This window comes from Reyranella sp. (assembly GCF_036558665.1).
GTDB lineage: Bacteria > Pseudomonadota > Alphaproteobacteria > Reyranellales > Reyranellaceae > Reyranella.
Window position 1 is genome coordinate 1 of sequence record NZ_DATBFE010000046.1, and the last position, 26,353, is coordinate 26,353.

Genomic DNA, 26,353 nt, shown 5'->3' on the forward strand with positions numbered 1-26,353 from the left:
GAGGTGTCCCGCGAACGAGAGACGCTCGCCGTCCGCTTTGCCGAACCCGAGATCGGCGTGTCGCCTGGCCAGGCCTGCGTGATCTACGACGGTGCTTCCGGCAGCCGTGTTCTCGGCGGCGGCTTCATCCAGCGCTTCGCATGCTGAAGTTCGACCACCTCAACCGGCCCGTGAGCGACCTCGACCGCTCGCGATCCTGGTACGTGGCTACGCTGGGCCTCAAGGTCGAGTTCGCCGCAGGCATCATCCAACGGCATCGCGCTGTGGTTCCAGGTCGACGATGTCGATGCGACGTTCGCTCAATGGACGAAACAGGGCGTCGCTTTTTCTCACGCGCCGCAAAAGAACGCGGAGCTCGCCGATCCCGACGGCTATCTGGCGCGTCTTTGGGGTGAGCGTACGATGCGCGAGAAATTGGCTTCGGAGCCTTTCTTGACAGCCCGCCGCCGCAGCCCTTAATAGCCCGCACCCTGTGGCTGGGTAGCTCAGCTGGTTAGAGCACGGCACTCATAATGCCGGGGTCGGCGGTTCAAGTCCGCCCCCAGCTACCAGGCCCCGGTCGACTTCACGGCCGGGGCCTTTCCTTTGCGCAGCGACCCAGCCGGTCTATTTAGGACCATGGCCAACCGGCATACGCATCAGACCGACGTCGTCATCGTGGGCGCAGGGCCGGTCGGCCTGTTCGCGGTGTTCGAGTGCGGCATGGTCCGGCTCAAGTGCCATGTCGTCGACGTGCTCGACGATGTCGGCGGACAGTGCACGGCGCTCTATCCCGAGAAGCCGATCTACGATATCCCCGCCTTTCCCCGCGTCGAGGCCGCCGAGTTGATCGTGCGGTTGCGGGCCCAGGCCGCGCAGTTCCACCCGGTCTATCATCTGGGCCAGCAGGTCCAGGCCTTGGAGGCGGCGACCGGCGGCTTCTGGCGGCTCACGACCTCCAAGGGCACGGTATTGCAGGCCAAGGCGGTGATCGTGGCAGCCGGCGTGGGTGCTTTCGGCCCCAACCGGCCGCCGCTCGATGGCATCAAGGCCTTCGAAGGCAAGAGCGTCTTCTACTATGTGACACAGCGCGAGACCTTTCGCGGCAAGCGCGTCGTCATCGCGGGCGGAGGCGACACCGCCGTCGATTGGGCGCTGTCGCTCGCCGAGATCGCGGGTCGGGTGTCGGTGATCCATCGCCGCGACAAGTTCCGTGCCGCGCCGGAAAGTGCAGCCAAGCTCAAGGCGCTCGGCAAGGCGGGCAAGATCGACCTCGTCGTTCCTTATCAGCTTCACAGCCTCGACGGTGCCGACGGCCGGCTTACGGCAGTCACCGTGGCCACGCTCGATGGCATCGAGAAAAAGATTCCGGCGGACGTGTTGCTGCCGTTCTTCGGATTGTCGATGTCGCTCGGGCCGATCGCCGACTGGGGGGTGGCTCTGGAGCGCAACCAGATCGCGGTCGATCCGGCCACGGCGGCCACAAGCAAGTCCGGCATCTTCGCCATCGGCGACGTCGTCACCTATCCGGGAAAACTGAAGCTCATTCTGACCGGCTTCGCCGAATCGGCCATTGCGGCGCGCTCGGCCTATGCACTGATCCATCCCGAGCAGCCGTTACACTTCGAGTACTCGACGACATCGGGCGTGCCGACGGTTTAGCGGCGACTGTCACTCTCCGGCCGGCGCACACTCCGAGCTGGCGGCCGACCAATCCTTGAAGCTGCGGAAGCTGCAAAGCGCGACCGGCCATGCATCGGCCGGCCGCTGGATTGTCATGTCCGGCGACTGATCGATATCAGCGCCGTGCCATCGCGGCCATCGGCGGACGCTGACCGCCGATCACCGGCCGCACCGGCGTAGCGGACATCGGCTGCGTTCCGGCGGGCTGCGCGGCCATGGCCGTGCGAATGTCGCGGGCGACCTTCACGAGACGCGGACCCCAATCGGCTTCGAGCCGATCCCGGCTGATCTGGTAGATCGGCGCCGACGCATTGATGGCATAGGCGGCAGTGCCGTCGGTATTGCGCAATGGCGCACCGACGCCGCACAGCTCCGGCAGCCATTCGCCCCAGGTGACGCAGAAGCCGCGCTCGGCAAGCTCCTTGAACGAGCGCTCCATGCCGGTCTTTACCTTGGTCCAGTCGTCACGCCAGCGGCGCCGAATGGCATCGATGTGCTTGTTGCGGTCGATATCGGGAAGCGAGAAGAGGTAGGCGCGACCCATGGCCGTGGAGGCCATCGGAACGCGCGTGCCGACGTCGTGGGTGATGGCGACCACCGAGGGTCCACGGCAGGCTTCGAGATAGATCATCGAATGACGGTCGCGGCCGCCGAGCGCGGTCGAGGCGTTGAGCGAGTGCGCAAGCTGCTCCAGTGGGCCGCGCGAGGCGCGGCGCACATCCATGCTCGAGATCGCGGCATAACCCAAGGCCAGGACCGAGGCGCCGAGTTCGTACTTGCGGAAGCGACGAATGTAGTTGAGGTAGCCAAGCTCGGTCAGCGTATGGGTGAGGCGCGCCACGGTCGGTTTCGGCAGACCCGTGCGATGGGCGATCTCCTGGTTTCCCAGCATGCCTTCGCCGGCATGGAAGGCGCGCAGGATGTCTAGGCCACGTGCCAGCGCGGTGACGAACTGGCGGTCCTTCGACGGAAGGCCTTCGCCGAGTCCGTTCTCGAGCGAGCTCTGGAGGGCCGCGGTTCGCGTGACGAGGTGGCTGACATTGCCCATGTGCGTTCTTCTCCTGTGGTGAATGGCCGTTTATTTTCTGCCGTGCAAGCTGCCACCCGCTCATGCTTGCTGCAACGCCGCTGGCGGCATTTTGACATGCGAACATGCAAAGCCGCCATGCTGCAAATGCGGGTTTCAGCCGCAGAGGTTGTCGAACCTCCCGCAGGTACTCTTTTCCCGCTTATTCGGGCACATTCTGCGCCGTTCGGCTGGCCCGGACCGCTCCCGGCGGCTAGCATGCGTCTCCCCACTCTGAGAGAACGGAATTGGCCAAGGAATCGACCCTGCCCAAGGATATCGCCGCGCTGTCCTTCGAGGATGCGCTCAAGGAGCTGGAAGGCATCGTCCAGCAGCTCGAGCGCGGGCAGGTGAAGCTGGACGAGGCTATTTCGGCCTATGAGCGTGGTGCGCTGCTGAAGCGCCACTGCGAGCAGAAGCTGGCCGAGGCGAAGATGAAGGTGGAGAGGATCGTCTTTGCCGCCGACGGATCGGTCAGCAGCCAGCCTGCCGAGCTGGGCTGATACGACCGCGCCTGCCATGCCGCTGTCGTCGTACCGCGACTTTGACGCCGCCCTGATGTTTGCCGCCGAGTCAGTCGAGCGCACCATGGGGCGCCTGCTTCCCAAGGGGGAAACCGGCGAGGCGCGCGTCTTCGAGGCGATGCGCTATTCAAGTCTGGGCGGCGGCAAGCGCCTGCGGGCGTTCTTCGTGCTGGCCAGCGCCACCCTGTTCAAGGTCGGCGCGCTGGCCGCCATGCGGACCGCGAGCGCGATCGAGTTCGTGCACGCCTATTCGCTGATCCATGACGACCTTCCGGCCATGGATGACGACGATTTGCGGCGCGGCAAGCCTTCCTGTCACAAGCAATTCGACGAGGCGACGGCCATCCTGGCGGGCGATGCCTTGCAGGCGCTCGCCTTCGAAGTGCTCGCCCACGAAGATACGCATGGCGACCCCGCTGTGCGCACCGCGCTGGTGGCGGAACTTGCGAAGGCTGCCGGCGCCCACGGCATGGTTGGCGGGCAGATGCTCGATCTCCTGGCCGAGACGCAGGGACGGGATACGTCCATCGGCGCCATCACACGCCTGCAACGGCTCAAGACGGGTGCGCTGATTTCGTTCTCCTGCACGGCCGGCGCGATCCTCGGCAAGGCAGCGGAGCCGTTGCGGCTTGCGTTGTCTGCCTATGCGCATGATCTCGGCCTCGCCTTCCAGATCGTCGACGACCTGCTTGATGTCGAGGGAAGCGCAGAGGAGCTTGGCAAGACTCCGGGCAAGGATCAGGCTGCCGGCAAGGCCACGTTCGTCTCGATCCTGGGCCTGGAACGGGCTCGCGCCCAGGCGTCGTTGCTCGCAAACCAGGCCGCGGCGCATCTTGAACCCTTCGGCCCCGCCGCTCATTTGTTGAAGCAGGCGGCGAATTTCGTCGTTTCGCGGCGCACCTGAACCAGGGCACAGCTATAGTGAGTAAGGGCACCCAAGTTTCATGACCCAAAGCACCACGCCGCTTCTCGATACCGTCGACATTCCGGCCGACATCCGCCGGTTGCGGCCGGACCAGCTGCGCCAGTTCGCCGACGAACTGCGTCAGGAGACGATCTCCGCCGTGTCGGTCACGGGCGGTCATCTCGGCGCAGGGCTGGGCGTCGTCGAGCTGACCGTGGCGCTGCACTACATCTTCGACACGCCGCGCGACCGGCTGATCTGGGACGTCGGCCACCAGGCCTATCCGCACAAAATCGTCACCGGCAGACGTCATCGCATTCGCACGCTGCGCCAGGAGGGCGGCCTGTCGGGCTTCACACGCCGCAGCGAGAGCGAATACGACCCGTTCGGCGCAGCGCACTCGTCGACCTCGATCTCGGCCGGCCTCGGCATGGCGGTCGGCCGCGACCTTGCCGGCCGCGACAATCGCGTCGTTGCCGTGATCGGCGACGGCGCCATGAGCGCGGGCATGGCGTACGAGGCCATGAACAATGCCGGCGCTCTGCGCAGCCGGCTGATCGTGGTTCTGAACGACAATGACATGTCGATCGCCCCGCCGGTGGGCGCGATGTCCGGCCATCTGTCGCGACTCCTGTCGGGCCGACCCTATGTCACGCTGCGCAATATCGGCCGCTCCTTCGCGGGCACGCTGCCACGGCCGCTCGAGAAGGCGGCAAAGCGCGCCGAGGAGTTCGCGCGCGGCTTCGTCGCCGGGGGCACGCTGTTCGATGAGCTTGGCTTCTACTATGTCGGCCCGGTCGACGGGCACAATCTCGACCATCTCCTGCCGATCCTGAAGAACGCCCGCGACAGCGATCTCGACAAACCCATCCTCGTCCACGTCGTGACGCAGAAGGGCAAGGGCTATCCGCCGGCCGAGAACAGCGCCGACAAGTACCATGGCGTGGTGAAGTTCGATGTCATCACCGGCAAGCAAGCCAAGCCGGTGGCCAATGCGCCGGCCTATCAGGCCGTTTTCGCAAAGGCGCTGATCGCCGAAGCCGAGGCAGATGACAAGATCGTTGCCGTCACCGCCGCCATGCCCTCGGGCACCAGCCTCGACAAGTTCGCCGAACGCTTCCCCGATCGGTGCTTCGACGTGGGCATCGCCGAGCAGCATGGCGTGACATTCTCGGCCGGGCTCGCGTGCGAAGGCTTCAGGCCGTTTGCGGCGATCTACTCGACCTTCCTGCAACGCGCCTACGATCAGGTGGTGCACGATGTGGCGATCCAGAAGTTGCCCGTGCGCTTCGCCATCGACCGCGCCGGCCTCGTCGGTGCCGACGGCGCGACACACGCCGGCAGTTTCGATATCGCCTACCTTGCCTGCCTGCCGGGTTTCGTCGTCATGGCGGCGGCCGACGAGCTCGAGCTCATGCACATGGTGGCGACGGCGGCGAAGATCGACGACCGTCCGTCGGCGTTCCGCTATCCACGTGGCGAGGGCGTGGGGATCGAGCTTCCCACCAGGGGCACACCGCTCGAGATCGGCAAGGGCCGCGTGTTGCGTGAAGGCAGCAAGATCGCGATTCTGAGTCTCGGCACGCGGCTGGCCGAATGCCTGACGGCGGCGGAGGACCTTGCCGCCAAGGGTCTCAGCACGACGGTGGCCGATGCACGCTTCGCCAAGCCGCTCGACACCGAGCTGATAGCCCGCCTGGCGCGCGAGCACGAAGTCCTGATAACGGTGGAAGAGGGTTCCGTCGGCGGCTTTGCCAGCCACGTCCTGCAATATCTGGCCACCACGGGCCTGCTCGATCATGGCCTCAGGATCCGGCCGATGATCCTGCCTGACCGCTTCATTGATCACGCAGCGCCCAAGCGCCAGTATGAGTGGGCCGGTCTCGACGCACCGCACATCGTGGCGACGGCCCTCGCCGCGCTCGGCCGGCAGGCCGAGCGCGCACGCGGCTGAATTCCGGACGCAGCGCTACTTGGGCTGCGGCACGATCCGCAGGTAAGGCTTCAGTGTCTTCCAGCCGTTGGGATACTTGGTCTTGGCCTCGGCATCCGACACGGCCGGCGGGATGATCACGTCGCCCCCGTTCTTCCAGTTCACCGGCGTCGCGACCATGTGCTTGGCGGTGAGCTGCACCGAATCGAGGACGCGCAGCACCTCGTCGAAGTTGCGGCCCGTATTCATCGGATAGGTGAGCATCGCCTTGATCTTCTTGTCCGGCCCGATGACGAATACCGAGCGAACCGTCGCATTGTCGGCGGCCGTGCGGCCTTCGGAAGTGGTACCGGCGCCTTCCGGGAGCATGTCATAGGCCGTGGCGACCTTGAGTTCGGGATCGCCGATCATCGGGTAGGTGACGGCGTGGCCTTGCGTCTCCTCGATGTCCTTCGCCCACTTCGAATGGTTGGCGACCGGATCGACCGACAGGCCGAGGATCTTGGTGTTGCGTTTGTCGAACTCGGGCTTGAGACCTGCCATGTAGCCGAGTTCGGTCGTGCAGACGGGCGTGAAGTCCTTCGGATGGGAGAACAGGATCGCCCAGCCGTCGCCGATCCATTTGTGGAACTCGATCGGACCTTGGGTCGTCTCGGCCTTGAAATCGGGCGCGGTGGAATTGATGCGCAACGTCATGTGAACCCCCTGTGGTGGATAGACTAACTCAACGCGTTAGCGTTCCGCGGTCAAGCCCGGGCAGGAATCCAGCTTGCGAGGCCCAATCCGCCATCGACTTCTACCGTCGTGCCCACGACATAACGACCAAATCTTTCTGACAAGATCGCGACCGCGACTTGCGCGATGTCATCGGGAGTCCCCGCTCGACCGAGGGGGATTTGCGCGACCAGCTCGTTGAGGTCGTCGGCGACAAAACCGCCGCCGGGAACCGCACCCGGCGCGATGGCATTCACGCGGATGCCGTCCGGAGCCAGTACGCGCGCCAGTTCCTTCATCGCCATGGTCATTCCAGCCTTCGAGGCGCTGTAATGGGGCAGGTTGCGCGGCACGCCGCTGTGCAGGGAGGTCACCAGCAGGATGCGTCCCTTGATCGCGCGTTCGCGCATGTGCCTGCCGATCTCGCGTGCAAGGAAGAAACCCGAGCGCAAGTTGATCGCGGTCATGGCGTCCCACGTTTCCTCGCTCACCGTCAGAGGGGTGTCGATCTCCTGGCGCCGCGGACTGGCGGCATGGACGAACAGCGAAATCGAGCCCAGCCGCCGCAGGGCGCCGTCGAGCAGCCCGCGCCAACCGTCAGCCTTGGCAAGGTCGGCGGCGAGAAAGTCGATGCCGTCCTGCGCCGGCGACGCGACGATATCGCTGCCCACGACAGTGGCGCCTTCGGCCTTCAGTGCTCTTGCGACGCCACGGCCGATGCCGCCGGCGCAACCGGTGACCAGCGCGCGCTCGCCGTCGAGGAGTTTGGTGTTCATGGCGGAAGGCTCTCTTCTGTTAGATTGCGATCGAGGAGGCGGACATGCCCGACATACGGCCTGTGTTCAATCAGGTGAACATCGTCAGCTCTGACCCGGAGGCGTCGCTCGCATTCTATCGTCGGCTTGGCGTGTCGATCCCCGATGACCAGGTATGGCGTACCGGATCGGGCATCCATCACGTCAATGCAAAGGTGCCGAAGACTTCAGAGGCGTCCCGCTTCGAGATCGACAGCGCGGCCCTGGCTCGCATCTGGAACACGGGCTGGCGGGACCATGCCCATCTCAAGGGCAGAGTCGTGGTCGGCTTCGCCGTTCAGACGCGGAGGGAGGTCGATCGCCTCCATGCCGAGATGACGGCCGCGGGATATCTTAGCCTGATGGCGCCTTACGATGCCTTCTGGGGTGCACGATATGCCGTCATCGAGGATCCCGACGGCCTTGCCGTCGGCCTCATGAGCGAAATGTCGGACGAATATCGTGCGCCGCCGCCCGAGGTGTAGCCCGTGGTGGCGAAGATGCGACTCGACGTGGCGCTGGTCGAGCGCGGCCTCGCCGAGACGCGGGCGGCGGCGCAACGCCTCGTGCTGGCGGGTCTGGTCTTCTCCAACGACAGGCGGCTCGACAAGGCGGGCCATGGCATCGACAGCGACGCGCCGCTGGAGGTACGCGGCCAACCGCATCCCTATGTCTCGCGCGGTGGGCTGAAGCTCGAGAAGGCGCTGGATCACTTTGCCATCCCGGTCGCCGGCCGTGTCGCGCTCGATGTCGGTGCCTCGACCGGCGGTTTCACCGATTGCCTGCTGCAGCGCGGGGCTGCCAAGGTCTTTGCCGTCGATGTCGGCACCAACCAGCTCGCCTGGAAGCTGCGCCGTGATCCGCGCGTGGTGTCGATGGAAAGAACGAACATCCGTGATGTAACGGCAGCGCGGGTTTCGCAACCGGTCGATCTGATCGTATGCGACGCCTCCTTCATCGGGCTTCGCACCGCTTTGCCGGCGGCGCTCGCACTGGCCGCTCGAGGAGCGCATCTCGTCGCGCTGATCAAGCCACAGTTCGAGGTCGGCAAGGGCCGCGTCGGCAAGGGAGGCATCGTGCGTGAACCTGAGCTGCATCGCGAAGTGTGCGATACGATCGGCCGCTGGTTAGGCGTGCAGCCCGGCTGGCGCGTGCTCGGATTGACCGAGAGTCCCATCACCGGCGCGGAAGGCAACAGGGAGTTCCTCATCGCCGGTCATTTCAGCGGATCGCACACGTCACCCTGAACTTGTTGTTGTCGGCCAGCGTCTCGAACGAAGTGAAGTGCGCCTTGAGTACGGGTTCATAGGGTAGGCCACGGTTGGCGACCATATAGAAGCGGCCATCGGGCCTGAGGGCGCGCGACGCGGCCTCGATCACCTTCTGGCCGATCGCCGGCGTCGAAGCATGGCCGGTGTGGAAGGGCGGATTGCAGAGGATGGCATCGTAGACGGCGGGCGTCTTCTCGCTCGTGAGATCGAGCCAATGGAAGAAGGCTCGCGAGTCGTTGACATTGGCGCGCGCGGCTTCCAGCGCGCGATGTTCGGCGTCGATCAGATCGATGTGTCGCAAGCCGGGCGAGCAATCGAGGACGCACCGTGCCAGATAGCCCCAACCGCAGCCGAAATCGGCGATCCGGCCCGACACCTCCGGCACGCACCGGGCCAGCAACGCCGAGCCATCGTCGATGTGGTCCCAGCTGAAGATTCCGGGTTGGCTGAGCCAGCTCCCGTCCCCCACCGGCTGCAGGCTCGTGAGACCGCGCCAGTAGGCCGGCGGCGCTCGCTCCGTCTTCACGAGCCAGAACACGCGGCTGTGGAATTTCGACAGCGTTCCGGCGAGACCGAACAGCTTGCCAGCCTGCTTTTCGACGCTCGCCGCGCCATCCTCGTTGGCGCCGGCCAGGATCAGTGTGCCGCCTTCAGCGAGCAGCGCCCAACCCCGCGCGATGTTGGCGAAGTTCTCTTCCTTGTGCTTGGTCAGGAGCACGAGGCCTTGTTCGTAAGATCCTTGCTCGATGCGTGGCGCCGCCCGCTCCAGCCGCAAATAGTCGGGCCGGAACGACTGCTCGGCGTCGATCTCGCCCAGGGACAAGGGTTCGGCGCGCAAGAAGAACGCGCGCTTGCGGACGAGCGTTCCTGACTGGAAAGTGTGGGCGAGGGCGCGACCGGCCTGGCTCACGGCACCAGGACTGCGCGCCCCATGATCAGGCCCTTGCGCAGTTCCTGAAGCGTGGCGTCCGCCTCGTCGAGCTTGCGCCTGATGATCGGTACCGGCTCGGCCCTGCCCGCGGTGACGAGGTCCATCATCTCCTTCATCTCCGCCGGCGTGCCGGTGACCGATCCCATGATCTGATTGCCGGTGAAGGCAAACATCGGCATCGGCATGCTGAACGTGCCGCCGAACAGGCCGACGACGATCAGCCTCCCGCCGCGGCCCAGCGCGCGCCAGCCGAACTGCGCGCTCGACTCGGCGCCCACGAAGTCGATGGCTGCACCCACGCCAGTGCCGCCAGTGAGCTCCATGACCTGCTTGCGCGCCTCCTTGTCGCGCGGATCGATCGCCGCGCAGGCGCCGTTGTTCAGCGCAAGCTTGCGCTTCTTCTCATCGATGTCGGCAACGATTGGTTCGCGACCCAGCACCGCCTTGGCGAATCGCACACCCATCAGTCCAACGCCGCCCGCGCCGATCACCAGAACCGGTCGACCAGCGTCATGGCCCGCCGCTTTCTTTACGGCGCCGAAGGCAGTGATGCCAGAGCAGGCATAGAGGCAGGCAAGTTCCTCCGGCAGCTTGCCGTAGGGATAGAGATACTTGGCATGCGGCACGAGCACATGATCGGCATAACCACCGTCATCGTTGACGCCGAGGGCGCGCGGGGTGGGGCAGAGATTCTCGGTGCCGTTCTGGCAGTACCAGCACTTGCCGCAGCCGATCCAGGGATAGACCACGGCCTTGTCGCCGACTTTCGCGCCTTTCGCGTCGGGTCCCACCGCCTCGACGACGCCCACGATCTCGTGTCCCATGATGCGCGGCGGATTCATCGTCTTGGCGGTCGAGTACTTGTTTCCGCCGCCCATGTCGAAGAAGCCTTCCCAGAGATGGACATCGCTGTGGCAGACGCCGGCAGCGGTAATGCGCACCAGGACTTCCGTCCCCTTGGGCACGGGAGTCGGCTCTTCGACGCGTTGCAGCGGCTTGCCGAACTCGACGACCTTGTAGCTCTTCATGCGGCAGCTCCCTTACTCTGGCAGGTGGAGCATAGAGCATCCGGAGGTCATTTGTGCTAGTAGTTCGCCAACAGATTGTTGGGAGGGAAAACAAATGGTGAGACGTGACGTCATTGCGGCTTTTGCCGCACTGGCTCTGGTCCCCTGCGCCGCGGTCGCTCAGGACACGGCGAAGATCGGCCTGATCCTTCCGATGACCGGTCAGCAGGCCTCGACCGGCAAGCAGATCGATGCCGCCGTGAAGCTCTACCAGGCGCAGCACGGCACGACAGTTGCCGGCAAGAAGGTCGAAGTGATTCTCAAGGATGATACCAGCGTGCCTGATGTCACCAAGCGGCTCGCGCAGGAACTGGTCGTCAACGACAAGGTCGCCTTCCTGGCCGGCTTCGGCATTACGCCGTCGGCGCTGGCAACCGCACCGATAGCCACTCAGGCGAAAGTGCCGGAGATCGTGATGGCGGCCGGCACGTCCTCCATCACCGAGGCGTCGCCGTATGTGGCGCGCACCAGCTTCACGTTGGCTCAATCCTCGGTACCGATGGCGCAGTGGGCGTTCAAGAACGGCATCAAGAAGGTCGTGACGCTGGTCAGCGACTACGGCCCCGGCATCGACGCCGAGAAGTCGTTCAGCGAGACGTTCAAGGCCGACGGCGGCACGATCGTCGAAAACCTGCGCGTGCCCATGCGCAGCCCCGACTTCTCGCCGGTGCTGCAGAAAGTCGCGGACGCCAAACCCGACGCCCTGTTCGTGTTCGTGCCCTCGGGTACCGGCGCGCAGTTCGTGAAGCAGTTCGTCGAGCGCGGCCTCGACAAGTCCGGCATCAAGCTGATCGCGACCGGCGATGTCACCGACGACGACCAATTGAACGGCATGGGCGACGTGATGGTCGGCGTCATCAATGCGCACAACTACTCCGCCAACCACGACAGTGCCGTCAACAAGGCCTTCGTCGCCGCCTTCAGGAAGGCGAACAATGGCCTGCGGCCAAACTTCATGGCGGTCGGCGGCTATGACGGCATGCATCTGATCTACGAAGCGCTGAAGAAGACTGACGGCGCCACCGACGGCGACAAGCTGATGGCGGCGATCAAGGGCATGGCCTGGGAAAGCCCGCGCGGCCCGATCTCGATCGACCCCGAGACGCGAGACATCGTGCAGAACATCTACATCCGCAAGGTCGCGAAGGTCGACGGCGAACTCTACAACGTCGAGTTCGAGACCATCCCCAACGTGAAGGACCCGGTGAAGGCCGCGAAAAAGAAGTAGCAGGAAAGGCGTCGGCGCACGAAGGGCGTCGTGTCATCCCGGGCGCGGTGCGGATCTGTCCTGGTGCCGGAAGAATCCGTCGGCCTTGGCGATGACAGGCATTCTGTCGCGACGACTTGCGAGTTCGGCCTCGTGAAGTCAGGTTCGTACCAGCCATGACCACGATCCTGTTCGATGGCGTCGCCTACGGCATGCTGCTGTTTGTGCTGGCCTGCGGGCTCGCGGTGACGTTGGGCCTGATGAACTTTGTCAATCTTGCCCACGGCGCCTTCGCGATGGCCGGCGGTTATACCACCGTCCTCTTGATGGATCGTGCCGGTGTGCCGTTCCTCGCCTGTCTGCCGGCGGCATTCGTCGTCGCGGCGATACTGGGCGTCGTCCTGGAGCGCGCGCTCTATCGGCACATGTACGACCGCAGCCATCTCGACCAGGTGCTGTTCTCGATCGGCCTGGTCTTCATGGCTGTATCCGGGACGACCTGGGCCCTGGGATCGAGCCAGCAGAACATCAGGCTGCCCGCCTGGCTGCTGGGCCGGGTCGAGCTGCTGGGCGTCAATGTCGGAATCTATCGCGCCTTCATCATCGTGCTGTGCGGCGCGCTGGCGATCGGCCTGCAGCTCGCGCTCACGCATACACGCTTCGGCAGCCGGCTGAGGGCGGCCGTCGACGACGCTCGTGTGGCGCGTGGCCTCGGCATTCCAGTCGGTACCGTCTTTGCCGTCACCTTCGCGGCCGGGTCAGGCCTTGCCGGCCTGGGTGGAGCGCTGGGTACGGAGATACTGGGGCTCGATCCCAATTTCCCGCTGCGTTTCATGATCTACTTTCTGATTGTTGTCGCCGTGGGCGGTACGTCAGGAGTCGCGGGGCCGTTCGTCGCCTCGCTGCTGCTGGGCATCGCCGACGTGGCCGGCAAGTATTACGTGCCGGCGATCGGTGCTTTCATCATCTACCTGGTGATGATCGCCGTGCTGGTCCTGCGTCCACATGGCCTGTTCGGCCGGCCGCGTTGATGGCCGCGGCGGCAAGCCTTGCACGGCGGGCGCGCTGGCGGGGGTTGGAGGTCGCATTCTGGCTGCTCGCCTTCGCTGCGGTGTTCGTGCCGGCGGGCCAGCACCTGATCCTGAACCAGATCGCCATCCTCTCGCTGTTCGCGCTCTCTCTTGACCTGATCCTGGGCTATGCGGGCATCGTGTCGCTCGGGCACGCCGCCTTCTTCGGGCTCGGTGCCTATGTCGCCGGCCTGTTCGCCAAGACCGTGACCGGCGAGCCGCTGGCGGGCCTGGCGCTCGCCATGCTCGCCGCGGCGGCGCTGGGATTTGCTACCAGCTTCCTGGTGCTGCGGGGCAGCGACCTCACGCGTCTCATGGTGACTCTCGGTGTTGCTTCCGTTCTCCACGAACTTGCCAATTCACTGCGCGATCTGACCGGTGGCGCGGACGGCCTGCAGGGCGTCGTGATAGGGCCGTTGCTCGGGCTTTTTCCGTTCGATCTCTACGGCCGTACCGCCTATGCGTACAGCCTGACCGTTTTATTCGCGCTGACGCTGGTCTCGCGCGCCGCCGTCCATTCGCCATTTGGCCTCTCGCTGATGGCAATCCGCCGCAATCGCCTGCGCGCGGCCGCGCTCGGCGTTCCCGTCCACCGTCGGCTCATCGCGGCATATACGCTGGCGTCGGCACTCGCCGGGGCGGCGGGTGCGCTGCTTGCTCAGACGACCGCCTTCGTCTCGCTGGAATTCTTCGACTTCGGGCGATCGGCCGATGTGCTGCTGGTCCTGATCATCGGCGGCGCAGGATGGCTCTACGGCGGCATCGTCGGCGCCATCCTTTTTCAGGCTCTGCAGGATGGCCTCTCGGCGCTGACGCCGGAATACTGGCAGTTCTGGATCGGATTGTTCCTGGTGGCGTTCGTGATGTTCGGGCGCGAGCGCATGCTGGGCGGGCTTCGCGGCTTGTGGGCGCGAGCAATGCGATGACGCCGGCGCTGGAAACGCGCGGCCTTGCCAGGCGCTTCGGTGGTCTGATCGCCACGCGCGACGTCTCCTTTGTCCTCGAGCGTGGCGCGCGCCATGCGCTCATCGGGCCGAACGGCGCGGGCAAGACGACCTTCGTCAATCTGCTGACCGGCGTGCTGGCGCCGACCGCAGGTCAGGTGCTGCTGGCCGGCTGTGACGTCACTAGACTCGCGCCCGAAGAGCGCGTTCGGCGCGGCCTGGTGCGCACGTTCCAGATCAATCAACTGTTCGGCGATCTGACGCCGCTCGAGACACTGGCGCTGGCCGCCGGGGAGCGGCTGGGGCAGGGGAGCGTCTGGGCACGTGCCGTCGGCGGCCGTTCAGTCGTCGGGGAAATCGAGGCCGTCGCCCAGCGGTTCGGGCTGGCCGACGTGCTCGATCACCGGACCGACACCTTGCCGTATGGCAGGCAGCGTCTGCTCGAGATCGCCGTCGCCTTTGCCTGCAACCCACAAGTGCTGTTGCTCGACGAGCCCGCGGCCGGCGTACCGGAAGCGGAGCGGCGTGACATCCTCCAAGCCATCGCCGCTCTGCCGGCCGACGTGTCGGTACTGCTGATCGAGCACGATATGGATCTGGTTTTCAGCTTCGCCAGGCGCATCTCGGTGTTGGTTGATGGCGGCCTTCTGGTCGAAGGCGAGCCGGCCGCGATCGCCGCCGATCCACGCGTCCGCGCGGTCTATCTCGGCGAGAGCCACCATGAGTGACTTGCTCGCGGTCGCCGGGCTTTGCGCAGGCTATGGCCGGGCCGTCGTGCTCTCCGATGTCGCCTTTCGACTCGGCGAAGGCGAGGCAGTCGCCGTGCTCGGACGCAACGGTGTCGGCAAGACGACGCTGATCGACAGCATCGTCGGTGTAACGAAGCGCTTTGCCGGTTCGCTCGCCTTCGCCGGCAAGGAGATGGCAGGCTTGGCCCCCGAGCAACGGGCCGCGCTCGGTGTCGGCTGGGTGCCGCAGGAGCGCAATATCTTTCGCTCACTCACCGTCGAGGAAAATCTGACGGCTGTCGCGCGGCCCGGTCCCTGGCCGTTGGATCGCATCTTCGATCTCTTTCCGCGCCTCCAGGAGCGCCGCGCCGTTTCCGGCGGTGCGCTGTCGGGGGGCGAGCAGCAGATGCTCGCCATCGGCCGGGCGCTCGCCACCAATCCCAAGCTGTTGTTGCTCGACGAGCCGACGGAAGGACTGGCTCCCATCATCGTGGAGGAATTGCTGGCGGCGCTCGCCCGGCTTTTCCATGATCAGGGGCTCGCGGCCATCATCGTCGAACAGCATGCGCGCAAGGTCCTGCCGATCACCCAGCGGGCGCTGATCCTCGAGCGCGGCCGCATCGTGCATCAGGACAGGAGCGAGTCCTTGCTGACCGATAGTGCACCGCTCGAGCGCTTTCTCGGTGTAACCGGGCGGTAACCACTCTTTCGAAAGTTTCAAAACTTCCGAAAGAAAGGGTCAAAAACGTTTACAGCCTGCTGCCATTGTCCCAACATTCCGGCAATGGCGCCGACGACAACAGCAGATGCGCCGCCGGAGGAATCGATGATCGAGCGGGTGGGACGTTGGCGTCGTCGTCGTGTATTGGCGGGAATGGCAGCGGGAGCCGTATCGCTCGCCATGCCGTCGCTTTTGCGCGCGGCACCGACCGGCAAGCCCGTGCGGGTGGGCGGCACACTGTCGCTCACCGGCTTCCTCGCCCAGACGGCCGCAATCCACAAGATTGCGGCGGAGATGATGGTCGAAGAGATCAATGGCCGGAACGGCCTGCTGGGCCGTCCCGTCGAGTACGTGCTGCTCGACGATCAGTCCAAGCCGGAGATGGCGCGCAGTCTCTACGAGAAGCTCATCACCGTCGACAAGGTCGACCTAATCCAGGGGCCCTACGCGACGGCGCCGATCCTCGCGGCGATGGGCGTGGCACAGCGCTACGGCAAGGTCATGATCCAGAGCAGTATGGGTATTCCCAAGCTGCAGACCTACGATCGCGCCTTTCCCGCGACGCCGTTCGGCTCGGAGCCGGACAAGACCTATCCCAACGTCATTCTCGACGCGATGGCGAGCATTCCGACGCCGCCCAGGACGATGGTGGTGCTGACCAGCAAGTTTCCATCGGCCCAGTTCATGGCCAAGGGCATGCAGAAGGAAGCCGAGGGCCGCGGCGTCAAGGTACTGCTCTATCTCGAATACGAGTCCGGCAATCACGACTTTGGCGCCATCGCCGCGCGCTTGAAGGAAGCCAACCCGGACTTCCTCTGGGTCGGATCGCTCGGCCTCGAGAGCAATCTCCTGCTCGAGGCCCTGCGCAAGCTCGACTATGCGCCCAAGAACCACTTCCATCTCTATCCGGCACCCGGCCCGCTGGCGTTGTCGCCCGATGGCGACCGCGCACTCTGCTCGACTTTCCTCGAGCCCGATGAGCCGTTCATGTCGAGGCCGGGCATGAAGCGCTTCGCGGCCGAGTTCAAGGAAAGGGCGGCCAAGATCAACCTGCCCTATACGACGATCGACGCGCAGGCCTGCGGCATGATCTCGGAATGGCAGATGCTGGAGACGGCGGTCAACGCTGCGGGCAGCCTCGAGGACGCGAAGATCGCGGCATGGCTCAAGGCGCACAAGGTCGACACGGTGTTCGGCCGGCTGCGCTTCGACGGCCCCTACAACCACGGTGACGCTGCCCAGCTCATCAAGCAGGTACAGAACAAGGAATGGAAGGTCGTCTGGCCGAAGGAATTCGCGGCGCCCGGCATCAAGTTGATCGCTTCGTAAGCTTCGATGCCGAGCGTCACGCTTCTCGGCCAAGCGTTGATATCGGGCGTCCTGGCGGGCGGCATGTACGGCCTGCTGGCCATGGGCCTCAGCCTGAGCTGGGGGTTGCTCAGGCTGGTCAATCTCAGCCACTTCGCACTGGCGTTCCTTTCGGCCTACGCGGTTTACGAACTGGGCACCACATGGCACGTGGCGCCGTGGTGGTCGGCGGCTCTGGTAGTGCCCGCGATGTTCTGCATCGGCGCGGCGCAGCACTGGCTGTTCGACAAGTTCAGGGTGAACGAACTCGCGTCGCTGCTGGTCACCTTCAGCTTCGCCGTCATCCTGGAAGCCGGCATCCAGCTCTACTGGACGGCCGACTTCCGCCGCTACGAAACGGCCTACGCCACGCGCTCGATCAAGGCCGGCCCGTTCTTTATTCCGGTGCTCGAGCTGATGCTCTGCCTCGTGGCCGGCGCGCTGGCCTGGGGAACATGGGTGTGGTTGACGAAGACGTATGTCGGCAAGGCGCTTCGGGCCAGCGCCGAGGACGCCGAAATCGCCGCGGCCTACGGCGTCAATCACAGGAAGCTCGCCTATCTCCTGTCGGGCATCGGCGCAGGCTATGCGGGCATTGCAGGTACCTTCATCGCCCTGATCGCGACCCTCGCACCGTCCGAGATCTGGACCTGGCTTGGCGTGGTGTTCGCGGTGGTGATCATCGGCCGGCTCGGCAATCCCCTGGGGGCACTGCTGGCGGGACTGCTGATCGGTGCAAGCCAGTCGGTGGCGATGGCGATCTTCAGTCCGGCGTGGGCGCCGGTGGTCTCGTTCTCGATGCTGATCGTGGTCCTGCTCTGGGATCCGGAGTGGATATGAACGTCGGCCGTGATCTGCCGAAGCTGGTCGCGCCCCTCGCCATCGGGGCTTTCGCGCTTCTGCCCGGCGCCGGCCTGCCCGCCTTCTACGATTCCTTCCTCTATCTCGTGTTCTTCTGGGTATCCCTTGCCACGAGCTGGGCGCTGCTCAGCGGATTCGCCGGATATTTCAGCCTCGGCCATGCCGCGTTCTTCGGGGTCGGACTCTACACCACCGCGGTGATGGCGGCGAAGTTCGACGTCCCGTTTCTGCTGACACTCCCCGCCGCGATGATCATTCCGGCACTGCTGGCGATCGGCATCGGTGCCATCGTCTTTCGGCTGCGGCGCCTGCGCGGCGAGCTGTTCGCGCTGCTGACGCTGGCGGTCACCTTCGTCATTGCCACGATCATCCTGAACACGCCCATCGATGGCGGCGGGGGCATCTTCATGAGCGCTGTACCGCTGCCGTCCTTGATGCCGACGCCGACCGGCACGCTCTACGTGCTCGGCCTGGCGATCTGCGTGGCGACACTCGCCACCGCCTGGAAGGTCGGCCACTCGCGGCTCGGCATGGGCTTGTTCGCCATCCATGACGACGAGGACGTGGCCGAGGCGAAGGGAGTTCCGACCTTTCGCTTCAAACTTGCCGCCTTCGCGCTATCGGCCGCCATCGCCGGCATTGTCGGCGGGGTTCATGCGATGTTCGTCGGATTCATCACCGTGAGCGGCACCTTCGACCTTACCGTTCCGCTCTATGTCGTCCTGATGAGCGTGCTTGGCGGCTCGCGCAGCTGGTTCGGTCCGGCGATCGGTGCCGTCGTCATAACGAGCCTTCTCTACTCTTTCAGCGGCGGTAGCGAGGCGATCATGGGCCGCGCCATCGTGGGCGTCGTTCTGATCATCGCCATTCTGTGGCTTCCCGATGGCGTCGTTCCTGAACTTCGGAAGCGGCTGAAGCGGTGGTCGAGCACGACGGCGCCGGCAAGTGTGGAAGTGGCGCCTGTGGTTGTTCCGGCGCGACCGATCGGCGACCGGCATGTCCTCGAGGCACGGGGGGTGACCAAGCGCTTCGGCGGTTTGCTGGCGCTTGCCGGCGTCGACCTCGACGTGAAGGAGGGTGAGATCGTGGGGCTCGTCGGGCCCAATGGATCGGGCAAGACGACGCTGATCAACGTCATTTCCGGCCACTATCCGCTCAGCAGCGGCACCATCGCGGTCGACGGTCTTCAGCTTGGCACGTTGCCGGCGTACCAGATCGCACGCCGCGGCGTGGCGCGGACCTATCAGATCCCGCGGCCGTTCACGAACATGTCCGCGCTCGAGAACGTGGTGGCTGCCGCAAGCTTCGGCGGCCCGCCCCGCGGGTCGAGGGAAATCCATGACGAGGCGCTGCACTGGCTGGCCTTTACCGGACTGGCCGGCAAGGAGGATGTGCTGCCGGCCGGACTCAACCTCCACGAACGCAAGTTCCTCGAGCTGGCGCGTGCACTCGCGGCCAAGCCGAAACTGCTGCTGCTCGACGAGGTCCTGTCGGGGCTCAATCCGGCAGAGGTCGCGAACGCCATCCGCCTAGTGCGCGCCATCCGCGCGCAGGGCGCTACCATCGTTTTCGTCGAGCATCTGATGCGCGCCGTGGTCGAGTTGTCGGATCGGGTCGCCGTGCTGAACGAGGGCAGGCTGTTTGCGCTGGGAGCACCGCGCGAGGTGATGCGTGATCCGCGCGTCGTCAGCATCTATCTGGGTAAGGCCTATGCTGCTTGAGGCCCGCAACCTCCATGTCGACTATGGCGACGCTTCGGCCGTATGGGATGTTTCGCTCGACGTCGGCGCGGGCGAGATCGTTTCCGTGATCGGCCCCAACGGCGCCGGCAAGACCACCCTGGTCAATGCCATCGCCGGACTGCTGCGATGCCGCCGCGGCAGGTTACGCCTCGACGGATGTGACATGATCGGGATTCGGGCGCACGAATACTGCAGCCATGGCATTGCCCTTGTGCCGGAGGGCCGCCGACTGTTCGCGAAGATGTCGGTCGAGGAGAATCTCGAACTCGGGTGCTATTTGGCCGCCGCGCGAGCGGTGCGCGCGCAATCGCTGGAGCGGGTCTACGAGCTCTTTCCCGTCCTGCGTGAGAAGCGCCGCCAGCCGGCGGCTGAGCTGTCCGGCGGCCAGCAGCAAATGGTCGCGATCGGCCGCGCCCTCATGGCCCGGCCGCGGATCGTCCTGTTCGACGAGCCGTCGCTGGGGCTGGCTCCCGCTATTGTCGATGCCATGTTCGACATCATCGGCCGGATTCGCAGCGAGGGAGCGGCGGTGCTGCTGGTGGAGCAGAATGTTCCGAAGGCGCTTGGCATCGCCGACCGCGCCTACGTTCTCGAACAGGGGCGGGTCGTGACGCAGGGGCTGCCTGCGGAGCTTCTGCGGCAACCCCACATTCGCGAAGCCTATCTGGGAGTCTGACGCACCAATGGCGAAGATCCTGAAGATGCCTCTCGGCCCCGCTGCGCGCATGGCGACGACGGCGCCGCAGGACGTGCTGCGTGAGGACGCCGCCACCTTCGACGTGTTGCGGCAGATGCGGGAAGACATCCTGTGTTGTTCGCTGAAGCCGGACCAACGCCTGCGCTTCGGCGAGCTGAGGCAGCGCTACCAGACGTCGGTTGGAACGCTTCGGGAGGCGCTTTCCCATCTGGTCTCCGAAGGGCTGGCGCGTACCGAGGCCGGCCGAGGGTTCTCGGTGGCGCCGGTCTCGCTGGGCGATTTCCTCGATCTGTCGGAGCTACGGGTCCACCTTGAGACCCGGACGCTGGCCGATGCGATCCATCATGGCACGGACGCCTGGGAGGCCGAGATCGTGAGCTCGTACTTCCTGCTGTCGAAGCTCGGGAAGCCGACCCCCGACGATCCGGTCAACCTCAAGCGCGAGTGGGGCAGGCGGCACAAGCGGTTCCATGATGCGCTGGTGGCGACATGCACGTCTCCATGGTCGCTGCACTTCCGCAGCGAGCTGTTCGACCAGGCGCGGCGCTACCACTGGCTGACGATGATCCATGCGCGGTCGCGGCGAACGAACGAGCATCTTGAGCTGCGCGATGCGGTCCTCGCACGAGACGCCGATCTTGCCTGCCGGCTGATCGAGAAGCACATCCGTACGACCGTTGAGCAGGCAGTTTCCGAGGTGCCCGGCCTGACGATGGGCGGACCGAGCGGCCAGGTGGTGCGGTCCTCGCGCCGAAACAAGGGATAGGAGGCGATCATGGACACGCTGCAGAAGGCGGCAAGCTACGACGTGGGCGGCGTGCGGTATCCGCAGCCCTTCAAGATCAGACGGCTTGGCCATTTCGGTTTCAACATTCCCGATCTGCAGAGCGGCATCGATTTCTATTCCAGGCTGCTGGGCTTTCGCATCACCGACACGCGCGACCTCTCGAAGGTGCCAGGGAGAGAGGAGTTGGCCCGGCGCCTGGAGGATCCGCGGATCGTTTTCATGAGCCACAATTCCGACCACCACGCTTTTCTTCTGGCGCACAAGTCGCTGGGCGCCATCTTCGGCGACGATGCGGTATCGAAGGACATCACGGTGAACCAGATCACCTGGCAGGTCGGCTCGATGGAAGAGGTATTCGCCGCCGCCGACTACTTTCGCGACAGACAGATCGAGATCCGGCGCGTCGGCCGCGACATGCCGGGCAGCAACTGGCACACCTACATCCGAGATCCTGACGGGCATACGGTCGAGCTCTACTATGGCATGGAGCAGATCGGCTGGGATGGGCGCAGCAAACCGCAGACGATGTACTATCGCGCTTTTCGGGAGCGACCGGAGCTGCCGCAGATGTCCGAGGCGCAGGAGGTGCGGCAGGCCGTGGCCAAGGGCATCGACATCAATGCCGGGAACACCATCGACGACCAGTCGGGCGAAGAGTACGCGGTTGCTGGCGTGCGTCTGCCGCGGCCGTTCAAGATCGTCAATATCGGCCCGATGAGTCTGTTCGTCACCGATGTCGAGGTTTCGCAGGCTTTCTATACGCGGACGATGGGCTTCGTGCGGACCGAGGTGGTCATGTACAAGGGTCATCGCTGCGTCTACCTGCGCAACGGGAGCGAGCATCACAGCCTCTCTCTGCTGCCCAAGGCGCTGCGCGGCGAACTGGGTCTCACCCCGACCACATCGGTCGCCTCGATGGGGCTACAGGTCGGGAGCTACCGGCAGCTTTGCGACGCCGTTGGCTTCCTGAAGAAGAAGGGAGCGCGCTTCACCGAGTCGGTTCCGCCCGAGCTCTATCCAGGGATCGACTATGCGGCACATCTCCTCGATCCGGCCGGGCATGCGCTCCTGCTCTACTACTACATGGAGCGTGTGGGCTGGGATGGCCAACCGCGTCCCGTCGCAGAGCGGCGACGCATCGGCAAAAGGTGGCCCGAGTCGCTGGAGCCGATGTCGGACACGTACGCCGAGCCGCCCTTCATGGGCCCTCTGGGATGAAAATCTTTGAATGACATTGGATGTCGGGAGCAAGCACCTCATGAGCAAATACGGTATCGGTCAACCCGTCCTGCGTTTCGAGGATCCACGGCTGCTGCGTGGGCAGGGGCGCTATATCAACGACGTGAACCTGCCGGGCCAGACCTACGCCGTCTTCGTGCGCTCGCCGCACGCGCATGCGCAGATCCGAGCGATCGATGTCGAGCAGGCGAGGCACGCGCCGGGCGTCGTCGCCGTCTATACGGGTCATGATGTGGCTGCCGACGGGCTCGGCATGCCCAAGGCCAACATGCCGCGCAAGCGCCCCGACGGAAAGCCGATGTTCGCGCCGCAGCGGCCCCCTCTGGTGGTCGATCGCGTGCGCTATGTCGGCGATCCGGTGGCGATGGTCGTTGCCGAGACGCTGGCCGAGGCCAAGGACGCCGCCGAGCTCGTGAATGTCGACTACGATCCCCTGCCGTCGGTGACCTCGACCGAGGATACCGTGAAGCCCGGCGCGCCGGCAGTATGGGATGACTGCCCCGACAACATTTCCAACCATGTCGAGCGCGGCAACAAGGCGGCGACGGACGAGGCGTTCAAGTCGGCGGCCAGGGTCATCAAGCGACGCTACGTCATCACGCGCGTCCATGCCCAGTTCATGGAGCCGCGCGGCACGCTCGGCACCTACGATCCGGGCGAGGATCGCATGACCCTCTATGCCGACGTGCAGTACCCCCATCGCGTACGCGGCATGCTGGCAAACAGCGTCTTCAAGGTGCCCGAGAGCAAGATGCGGGTGATCGCGGGCGACGTCGGCGGCGGCTTCGGCAGCAAGGGCTGGCAGTATATCGAACATCGCCTGACGCTGTGGGCGGCGCGCAAGCTCCTGCGACCGGTGAAGTGGTCGTGCGAGCGCAGCGAGGCGGTGATGGCCGACGAGCACGGCCGCGACAATATCGGCGAGATCGAGCTTGCCCTCGACAAGGACAACAGGTTCCTGGCACTGCGCCTCAACATGCTCGCCAATATCGGCGCCTACATCGGCTCCGACCGCAACCTGCTCTCGCCCTTCGGCATGATCGTGACCGTGCTGGGCGTCTACAAGATTCCCACTGCCTATCTCAACGTGGTCGGTGTTCTCAGCAACACCAACCCGACCGCGCCCTATCGCGGCGCAGGACGGCCCGAGGCGATCTACCTGATCGAGAGGCTGATCGACGATACGGCGCGCGAGCTGGGCGTCGATCGGGTCGAGCTGCGGCGCAAGAACATGCTGGCGGAGTCCGACTTGCCGTATCAGAGCCCGGTCGGCCCGTTCTACGATTGCGGCCAGTTCGAGAAGAACATGAACATGGGCCTCGAGCTGGCCGACGTTGCCGGCTTCAAGGCGCGGGCCGAAGCCTCCAGGAAGCACGGCAAGCTGCGCGGGCTCGGGATCGTCAACGCGATCGAGCAGGCGGCCGGAACGGCCCAGCCGGAATATGCCGAGATCCGCTTCAATCCCGGTGGCACAGTCGCTCTGCTGATGGGAACCAAGGCCCAGGGGCAAGGCCACGAGACCATGTTCAAGCAGATACTGAACGAGCGCCTCGGCATCGATCCGGCCGACGTGCAGTATATCGACGGCGACACCGACCGGGTCGCCTTCGGCATGGGCACGATGGGCTCCCGCTCCACGGTGCTCGGCGGGTCGGCGCTCTTCCTCGCCACCAACAAGGTGATCGCCAAGGGCAGGAAGCTCGCCGGCCATCTGCTCGAGGCCGGAGAGCAGGACATCGAGTTCATCGATGGCGTCTTCAAGGTGGCCGGAACGGACAAGTCCGTGTCGATTAAACAGGTGGCGATGGCCGCGTTCAATCCGGCCCGCTGGCCGCCCGGCTTCGAAGGCGGCTTGTATGAGAATGCAACCTTCAAGGGCGAAAAGGACACCTATCCCAACGGCTGTCACATTTGCGAGGTCGAGATCGATCCCGAGACCGGCGAGGTGCAGCTCGACCGTTACTCGGTCGTCGACGATGTCGGTACCGTGATGAACCCGATCGGACTCAAGGGCCAGATCCACGGCGGCGTGGCCCAAGGCGTGGGCCAGATCCTGAGCGAGCAGGTCGTCTGGGACCGCGAGAGCGGCCAGCTTCTGACCGCAAGCTTCCTCGACTACGCCATGCCGCGCGCCGATATGATGTGCAGCCTGGAGATCAAGTCCAATCCGGTGCCGACGAAGTACAATCCTCTCGGAGCCAAGGGCGCGGGTGAGGCGGGAACGGTGGGCGCGTTGCCGGCCGTGATGAACGCGGTTCTCGACGCACTGGCACCGCTCGGCGTCAAGGATGTCGCCATGCCCGCCACGGCCCAGAACGTGTGGCGGGCCATCGAGGACGCGAAAGGCGCTTAGGGGGACCAACATGGGCCAGATCGTCGGCGCCGCGATCGTCTCGCACCATCCGGGGCTCGTGCAGCCCAGGGAGGTCCGGGTCCAGCGCGGCAACGGCCGCGACTCGGACCTGATCGAGGGCTTCGACCGTGTCCGAAACCGGATCGATGCGGTGAAACCGGACACGTTCGTGCTGTTTGATACCCACTGGATCACGACCGGCATGCATCTCGTTGCCGGTGCAGCGCACTACAAGGGCCACTACACCTCGTCAGAGCTGCCGTTCTCGATGTCGCGCTTTGCCTACGACTATCGCGGTGCGCCCGGGCTCGGCCGCCTGGTCGAAGAGGTGGCGCAGGAGAGGAAGGTGCAGGCACGCAACGTGACCGACGAAACGCTGCCGCTGCAGTATCCGACCATCAACGTGATCCACTATCTGGGGCGCGGCGAGAAGGTTCTGAGCGTCGGGACATGCCAGACCGCACAGTTCCGCCACTTCTTGCAGATGGGCGAGGTGGTGGCCGAGGCGATCCGCCGGTCCGACGCCCGCGTCGTTCTGCTGGCGTCGGGTGCGATGAGCCACAAGTTCTACGATCTCGATCATGTGCCGCCCCATCCACGGATCTGGCATCCGGACAACGTCTCGGATCCAGGGAACCGGGCGCTCGACCTCGAGGTTCTGGGATTTTGGAAGGAGGGCAGGCACGATATCGTGCTCGACCGCTTCCCCGAGCTGGAGGCCGCCAAGTACGAAGGCCATGGCGCGCACTATGCGCAGATGATGGGAGCACTGGGCGGCAAGGCCTGCAAGGCCAGGGGCATACAGCTGGCCGAATACGAGAACGCCGCCGGTACCGGCAACGTTCATGTCTGGTTCGATCTTCACTAGGGAAACGGAACAAATGAGTGCTCTGGAAGGACCGCGCAAGGAAATCCGTCATGTCATCAAGGACGGCAGCGCTTACCGGGTGGCATTCAAGGACGGCAAGATCGTCTTCGCCGACGGCCGCAGCTGTGGCGAGCACGAGGTCGTCCATCTGCCGCCGTGCACGCCGACCAAGATTGTCTGCGTGCATGTGAACTACATCTCGCGCTACTTCGAGTTCAACAACACGCGAACGCCGCCCAAGACACCGACCTATTTCCAGAAGCCCCTGACGGCACTCAACGCCCACAAGGGCGAGTTGATCCGGCCTGCGGGCTACAAGTACGTAAACTACGAAGGCGAGCTCGCCGTCGTGTTCGGCAAGGTGACCAAGAATGTCACGCGCGAGGAGGCCTGGGACTGTATCGCGGGCTTCGCGCCCGCCAATGACTTCGGCTGCCACGACTTTCGCGATACCGATGCGGGCTCGATGCTGCGCGTGAAGGGCATGGACGGCTTCTGTCCGATCGGGCCTGGCCTCGTGTCAGGCGTCGATGTGCGCCAGTCGATCCTGCGGTCCTACAGGAACGGCAAGCTGGTCCAGGAGGGCGCCGTCAGCGAGCAGATCTTCGACTGCGGCTACCTGATCGCCGACCTCGCGCGACACATGACGTTCCTGCCGGGCGACATTCTGTTGACGGGCACGCCAGCCAACTCGCGGCCACTCGAAGTCGGCGACACGATCGACGTCGAGGTGACTGGTGTCGGCCGGCTCTCGAACAAGGTCGTCGAGGCACCGGCGCCGCGCGCGAAGGACGGCTTTCCCTCGAGTCCGGACAGCGAGGGCGTTCGTCGCGTGGCCCTCGGCAACGACCAACGTTTGCCGGACAAGTTGAAGGTCGGATAGCGGAAACCGGTGCGCGCGACCTCGGCCACGGGCTGCACGG

At 65.0% G+C, this 26,353-nt stretch carries 28 protein-coding genes and 1 tRNA gene; 23 read left to right on the plus strand and 6 right to left on the minus strand.

The genetic code is table 11. The annotated features are described in order from the left end of the window. Positions 1 to 3 precede the first annotated feature (3 nt). The 4 genes from VH499_RS06660 (at position 4) to VH499_RS06670 (ending at position 1,641) form a co-directional block, all read left to right on the plus strand. Positions 4 to 147, plus strand: a complete 144-nt coding sequence (locus tag VH499_RS06660) for an aminomethyltransferase beta-barrel domain-containing protein (protein WP_414709756.1) — start codon at positions 4 to 6, stop codon at positions 145 to 147. Next, positions 141 to 395, plus strand: coding sequence for a VOC family protein (locus VH499_RS26140; RefSeq protein WP_414709754.1), 255 nt, complete (start codon positions 141 to 143; stop codon positions 393 to 395). Before VH499_RS06660 ends, VH499_RS26140 begins: the two co-directional genes overlap by 7 nt. Positions 396 to 474: 79 nt before the next feature. Further along, positions 475 to 551 (plus strand) — tRNA-Met (locus tag VH499_RS06665). Positions 552 to 618: 67 nt separating this feature from the next. Continuing rightward, positions 619 to 1,641: an NAD(P)/FAD-dependent oxidoreductase gene (locus VH499_RS06670; RefSeq protein ID WP_332051919.1), complete on the plus strand. Its 1,023-nt coding sequence runs from the start codon at positions 619 to 621 to the stop codon at positions 1,639 to 1,641. Positions 1,642 to 1,777: 136 nt separating this feature from the next. Here VH499_RS06670 and VH499_RS06675 read toward each other — a convergent pair whose 3' ends face one another. Beyond that, positions 1,778 to 2,710 carry an IclR family transcriptional regulator gene (locus VH499_RS06675; protein ID WP_332051920.1) on the minus strand — a complete coding sequence of 311 codons (933 nt, stop codon included), beginning with the start codon at positions 2,708 to 2,710 and terminating at the stop codon, positions 1,778 to 1,780. A gap of 266 nt (positions 2,711 to 2,976) precedes the next feature. Between VH499_RS06675 and VH499_RS06680 the strand changes: the two genes are divergently transcribed. The 3 genes from VH499_RS06680 to dxs are packed head-to-tail and all read left to right on the plus strand — an operon-like array spanning position 2,977 to position 6,110. Next, positions 2,977 to 3,231: an exodeoxyribonuclease VII small subunit gene (locus tag VH499_RS06680; protein WP_332051921.1), complete on the plus strand. Its 255-nt coding sequence runs from the start codon at positions 2,977 to 2,979 to the stop codon at positions 3,229 to 3,231. Positions 3,232 to 3,247: 16 nt separating this feature from the next. Beyond that, a complete protein-coding gene (locus tag VH499_RS06685; RefSeq protein ID WP_332051922.1) occupies positions 3,248 to 4,156 on the plus strand; it encodes a farnesyl diphosphate synthase in 909 nt (302 codons plus the stop codon). Between the two features lie 40 nt (positions 4,157 to 4,196). Then, complete coding sequence (gene dxs / locus VH499_RS06690; protein ID WP_332051923.1) at positions 4,197 to 6,110, plus strand: 1-deoxy-D-xylulose-5-phosphate synthase; 1,914 nt, start codon at positions 4,197 to 4,199, stop codon at positions 6,108 to 6,110. A gap of 15 nt (positions 6,111 to 6,125) precedes the next feature. Here dxs and VH499_RS06695 read toward each other — a convergent pair whose 3' ends face one another. After that, positions 6,126 to 6,785: a peroxiredoxin gene (locus VH499_RS06695; RefSeq protein ID WP_332051924.1), complete on the minus strand. Its 660-nt coding sequence runs from the start codon at positions 6,783 to 6,785 to the stop codon at positions 6,126 to 6,128. A 50-nt stretch (positions 6,786 to 6,835) separates the two neighbouring features. Further along, positions 6,836 to 7,579 (minus strand): SDR family NAD(P)-dependent oxidoreductase, encoded by a 744-nt coding sequence (locus tag VH499_RS06700; RefSeq protein ID WP_332051925.1) that lies wholly within the window; start codon positions 7,577 to 7,579, stop codon positions 6,836 to 6,838. A gap of 44 nt (positions 7,580 to 7,623) precedes the next feature. Here VH499_RS06700 and VH499_RS06705 point away from each other — a divergent pair, with 44 nt between their 5' ends. Both VH499_RS06705 and VH499_RS06710 read left to right on the plus strand, forming a co-directional pair. Further along, positions 7,624 to 8,082, plus strand: coding sequence for a VOC family protein (locus VH499_RS06705; RefSeq protein WP_332051926.1), 459 nt, complete (start codon positions 7,624 to 7,626; stop codon positions 8,080 to 8,082). Between the two features lie 15 nt (positions 8,083 to 8,097). Next, positions 8,098 to 8,844, plus strand: a complete 747-nt coding sequence (locus VH499_RS06710) for a TlyA family RNA methyltransferase (protein WP_332051998.1) — start codon at positions 8,098 to 8,100, stop codon at positions 8,842 to 8,844. Here VH499_RS06710 and VH499_RS06715 read toward each other — a convergent pair. Both VH499_RS06715 and VH499_RS06720 read right to left on the minus strand, forming a co-directional pair. Then, on the minus strand, positions 8,819 to 9,778 hold the full coding sequence (locus VH499_RS06715) for a class I SAM-dependent methyltransferase (protein WP_332051927.1): 960 nt from the start codon (positions 9,776 to 9,778) through the stop codon (positions 8,819 to 8,821). The genes VH499_RS06710 and VH499_RS06715 overlap by 26 nt on opposite strands. Then, complete coding sequence (locus tag VH499_RS06720) at positions 9,775 to 10,827, minus strand: alcohol dehydrogenase (RefSeq protein ID WP_332051928.1); 1,053 nt, start codon at positions 10,825 to 10,827, stop codon at positions 9,775 to 9,777. The genes VH499_RS06715 and VH499_RS06720 overlap by 4 nt, the downstream gene beginning before the upstream one ends. Positions 10,828 to 10,921: 94 nt before the next feature. Between VH499_RS06720 and VH499_RS06725 the strand changes: the two genes are divergently transcribed. The 5 genes from VH499_RS06725 (at position 10,922) to VH499_RS06745 (ending at position 15,515) form a co-directional block, all read left to right on the plus strand. After that, a complete protein-coding gene (locus VH499_RS06725; RefSeq protein ID WP_332051929.1) occupies positions 10,922 to 12,094 on the plus strand; it encodes an ABC transporter substrate-binding protein in 1,173 nt (390 codons plus the stop codon). A gap of 155 nt (positions 12,095 to 12,249) precedes the next feature. After that, positions 12,250 to 13,104, plus strand: coding sequence for a branched-chain amino acid ABC transporter permease (locus VH499_RS06730; protein ID WP_332051930.1), 855 nt, complete (start codon positions 12,250 to 12,252; stop codon positions 13,102 to 13,104). Beyond that, positions 13,104 to 14,069, plus strand: a complete 966-nt coding sequence (locus VH499_RS06735; RefSeq protein WP_332051931.1) for a branched-chain amino acid ABC transporter permease — start codon at positions 13,104 to 13,106, stop codon at positions 14,067 to 14,069. Before VH499_RS06730 ends, VH499_RS06735 begins: the two co-directional genes overlap by 1 nt. Beyond that, on the plus strand, positions 14,066 to 14,815 hold the full coding sequence (locus VH499_RS06740; protein WP_332051932.1) for an ABC transporter ATP-binding protein: 750 nt from the start codon (positions 14,066 to 14,068) through the stop codon (positions 14,813 to 14,815). The genes VH499_RS06735 and VH499_RS06740 overlap by 4 nt, the downstream gene beginning before the upstream one ends. Next, the gene (locus VH499_RS06745) at positions 14,808 to 15,515 is read left to right on the plus strand and encodes an ABC transporter ATP-binding protein (RefSeq protein WP_332051933.1); all 708 of its coding nucleotides are present in this window, start codon (positions 14,808 to 14,810) and stop codon (positions 15,513 to 15,515) included. Before VH499_RS06740 ends, VH499_RS06745 begins: the two co-directional genes overlap by 8 nt. A gap of 17 nt (positions 15,516 to 15,532) precedes the next feature. Here VH499_RS06745 and VH499_RS06750 read toward each other — a convergent pair whose 3' ends face one another. Further along, entirely contained in the window at positions 15,533 to 15,718 is a 186-nt protein-coding gene (locus VH499_RS06750) for a hypothetical protein (protein WP_332051934.1), read from the minus strand. On the opposite strand from VH499_RS06750, the gene VH499_RS06755 reads away from it, so the two are divergent. From VH499_RS06755 to VH499_RS06795, 9 genes are read left to right on the plus strand one after another with little or no spacing between them, the layout of a single operon-like run. Beyond that, on the plus strand, positions 15,717 to 16,865 hold the full coding sequence (locus tag VH499_RS06755; protein WP_332051935.1) for an amino acid ABC transporter substrate-binding protein: 1,149 nt from the start codon (positions 15,717 to 15,719) through the stop codon (positions 16,863 to 16,865). The genes VH499_RS06750 and VH499_RS06755 overlap by 2 nt on opposite strands. Positions 16,866 to 16,871: 6 nt before the next feature. Continuing rightward, the gene (locus VH499_RS06760) at positions 16,872 to 17,723 is read left to right on the plus strand and encodes a branched-chain amino acid ABC transporter permease (RefSeq protein WP_332051936.1); all 852 of its coding nucleotides are present in this window, start codon (positions 16,872 to 16,874) and stop codon (positions 17,721 to 17,723) included. Continuing rightward, complete coding sequence (locus VH499_RS06765; protein ID WP_332051937.1) at positions 17,720 to 19,465, plus strand: branched-chain amino acid ABC transporter ATP-binding protein/permease; 1,746 nt, start codon at positions 17,720 to 17,722, stop codon at positions 19,463 to 19,465. Before VH499_RS06760 ends, VH499_RS06765 begins: the two co-directional genes overlap by 4 nt. After that, positions 19,455 to 20,162 carry an ABC transporter ATP-binding protein gene (locus VH499_RS06770; protein ID WP_332051938.1) on the plus strand — a complete coding sequence of 236 codons (708 nt, stop codon included), beginning with the start codon at positions 19,455 to 19,457 and terminating at the stop codon, positions 20,160 to 20,162. Before VH499_RS06765 ends, VH499_RS06770 begins: the two co-directional genes overlap by 11 nt. A gap of 7 nt (positions 20,163 to 20,169) precedes the next feature. Further along, positions 20,170 to 20,949 (plus strand): FCD domain-containing protein, encoded by a 780-nt coding sequence (locus VH499_RS06775; RefSeq protein ID WP_332051939.1) that lies wholly within the window; start codon positions 20,170 to 20,172, stop codon positions 20,947 to 20,949. Between the two features lie 9 nt (positions 20,950 to 20,958). After that, positions 20,959 to 22,188 (plus strand): VOC family protein, encoded by a 1,230-nt coding sequence (locus tag VH499_RS06780; protein WP_332051940.1) that lies wholly within the window; start codon positions 20,959 to 20,961, stop codon positions 22,186 to 22,188. 10 nt (positions 22,189 to 22,198) lie between these two features. Beyond that, positions 22,199 to 24,562, plus strand: coding sequence for a xanthine dehydrogenase family protein molybdopterin-binding subunit (locus VH499_RS06785; RefSeq protein ID WP_332051941.1), 2,364 nt, complete (start codon positions 22,199 to 22,201; stop codon positions 24,560 to 24,562). A 10-nt stretch (positions 24,563 to 24,572) separates the two neighbouring features. Continuing rightward, positions 24,573 to 25,430: a hypothetical protein gene (locus VH499_RS06790; RefSeq protein ID WP_332051942.1), complete on the plus strand. Its 858-nt coding sequence runs from the start codon at positions 24,573 to 24,575 to the stop codon at positions 25,428 to 25,430. A 13-nt stretch (positions 25,431 to 25,443) separates the two neighbouring features. Beyond that, on the plus strand, positions 25,444 to 26,313 hold the full coding sequence (locus VH499_RS06795; protein WP_332051943.1) for a fumarylacetoacetate hydrolase family protein: 870 nt from the start codon (positions 25,444 to 25,446) through the stop codon (positions 26,311 to 26,313). The last annotated feature ends 40 nt before the right edge of the window (positions 26,314 to 26,353 follow it).

Excerpts from the sequence above, each read along its gene's own strand:
- VH499_RS06705 (WP_332051926.1), top strand. The coding sequence starts at position 7,624 with ATGCCCGACATACGGCCTGTGTTCAATCAGGTGAACATCGTCAGCTCT.
- VH499_RS06750 (WP_332051934.1), bottom strand. The coding sequence starts at position 15,718 with ATGGCGAGCGATACGGCTCCCGCTGCCATTCCCGCCAATACACGACGA.
- VH499_RS06785 (WP_332051941.1), top strand. The coding sequence starts at position 22,199 with ATGACATTGGATGTCGGGAGCAAGCACCTCATGAGCAAATACGGTATC.
- VH499_RS06675 (WP_332051920.1), bottom strand. The coding sequence starts at position 2,710 with ATGGGCAATGTCAGCCACCTCGTCACGCGAACCGCGGCCCTCCAGAGC.
- VH499_RS06720 (WP_332051928.1), bottom strand. The coding sequence starts at position 10,827 with ATGAAGAGCTACAAGGTCGTCGAGTTCGGCAAGCCGCTGCAACGCGTC.
- VH499_RS06760 (WP_332051936.1), top strand. The coding sequence starts at position 16,872 with ATGCCGAGCGTCACGCTTCTCGGCCAAGCGTTGATATCGGGCGTCCTG.
- VH499_RS06780 (WP_332051940.1), top strand. The coding sequence starts at position 20,959 with ATGGACACGCTGCAGAAGGCGGCAAGCTACGACGTGGGCGGCGTGCGG.
- VH499_RS06710 (WP_332051998.1), top strand. The coding sequence starts at position 8,098 with ATGCGACTCGACGTGGCGCTGGTCGAGCGCGGCCTCGCCGAGACGCGG.
- VH499_RS06700 (WP_332051925.1), bottom strand. The coding sequence starts at position 7,579 with ATGAACACCAAACTCCTCGACGGCGAGCGCGCGCTGGTCACCGGTTGC.
- VH499_RS06730 (WP_332051930.1), top strand. The coding sequence starts at position 12,250 with ATGACCACGATCCTGTTCGATGGCGTCGCCTACGGCATGCTGCTGTTT.
- VH499_RS06725 (WP_332051929.1), top strand. The coding sequence starts at position 10,922 with ATGGTGAGACGTGACGTCATTGCGGCTTTTGCCGCACTGGCTCTGGTC.
- VH499_RS26140 (WP_414709754.1), top strand. The coding sequence starts at position 141 with ATGCTGAAGTTCGACCACCTCAACCGGCCCGTGAGCGACCTCGACCGC.
- VH499_RS06745 (WP_332051933.1), top strand. The coding sequence starts at position 14,808 with ATGAGTGACTTGCTCGCGGTCGCCGGGCTTTGCGCAGGCTATGGCCGG.
- VH499_RS06795 (WP_332051943.1), top strand. The coding sequence starts at position 25,444 with ATGAGTGCTCTGGAAGGACCGCGCAAGGAAATCCGTCATGTCATCAAG.
- VH499_RS06755 (WP_332051935.1), top strand. The coding sequence starts at position 15,717 with ATGCCGTCGCTTTTGCGCGCGGCACCGACCGGCAAGCCCGTGCGGGTG.
- VH499_RS06670 (WP_332051919.1), top strand. The coding sequence starts at position 619 with ATGGCCAACCGGCATACGCATCAGACCGACGTCGTCATCGTGGGCGCA.
- dxs (WP_332051923.1), top strand. The coding sequence starts at position 4,197 with ATGACCCAAAGCACCACGCCGCTTCTCGATACCGTCGACATTCCGGCC.
- VH499_RS06740 (WP_332051932.1), top strand. The coding sequence starts at position 14,066 with ATGACGCCGGCGCTGGAAACGCGCGGCCTTGCCAGGCGCTTCGGTGGT.
- VH499_RS06790 (WP_332051942.1), top strand. The coding sequence starts at position 24,573 with ATGGGCCAGATCGTCGGCGCCGCGATCGTCTCGCACCATCCGGGGCTC.
- VH499_RS06770 (WP_332051938.1), top strand. The coding sequence starts at position 19,455 with ATGCTGCTTGAGGCCCGCAACCTCCATGTCGACTATGGCGACGCTTCG.
- VH499_RS06735 (WP_332051931.1), top strand. The coding sequence starts at position 13,104 with ATGGCCGCGGCGGCAAGCCTTGCACGGCGGGCGCGCTGGCGGGGGTTG.
- VH499_RS06685 (WP_332051922.1), top strand. The coding sequence starts at position 3,248 with ATGCCGCTGTCGTCGTACCGCGACTTTGACGCCGCCCTGATGTTTGCC.
- VH499_RS06775 (WP_332051939.1), top strand. The coding sequence starts at position 20,170 with ATGGCGAAGATCCTGAAGATGCCTCTCGGCCCCGCTGCGCGCATGGCG.
- VH499_RS06765 (WP_332051937.1), top strand. The coding sequence starts at position 17,720 with ATGAACGTCGGCCGTGATCTGCCGAAGCTGGTCGCGCCCCTCGCCATC.
- VH499_RS06695 (WP_332051924.1), bottom strand. The coding sequence starts at position 6,785 with ATGACGTTGCGCATCAATTCCACCGCGCCCGATTTCAAGGCCGAGACG.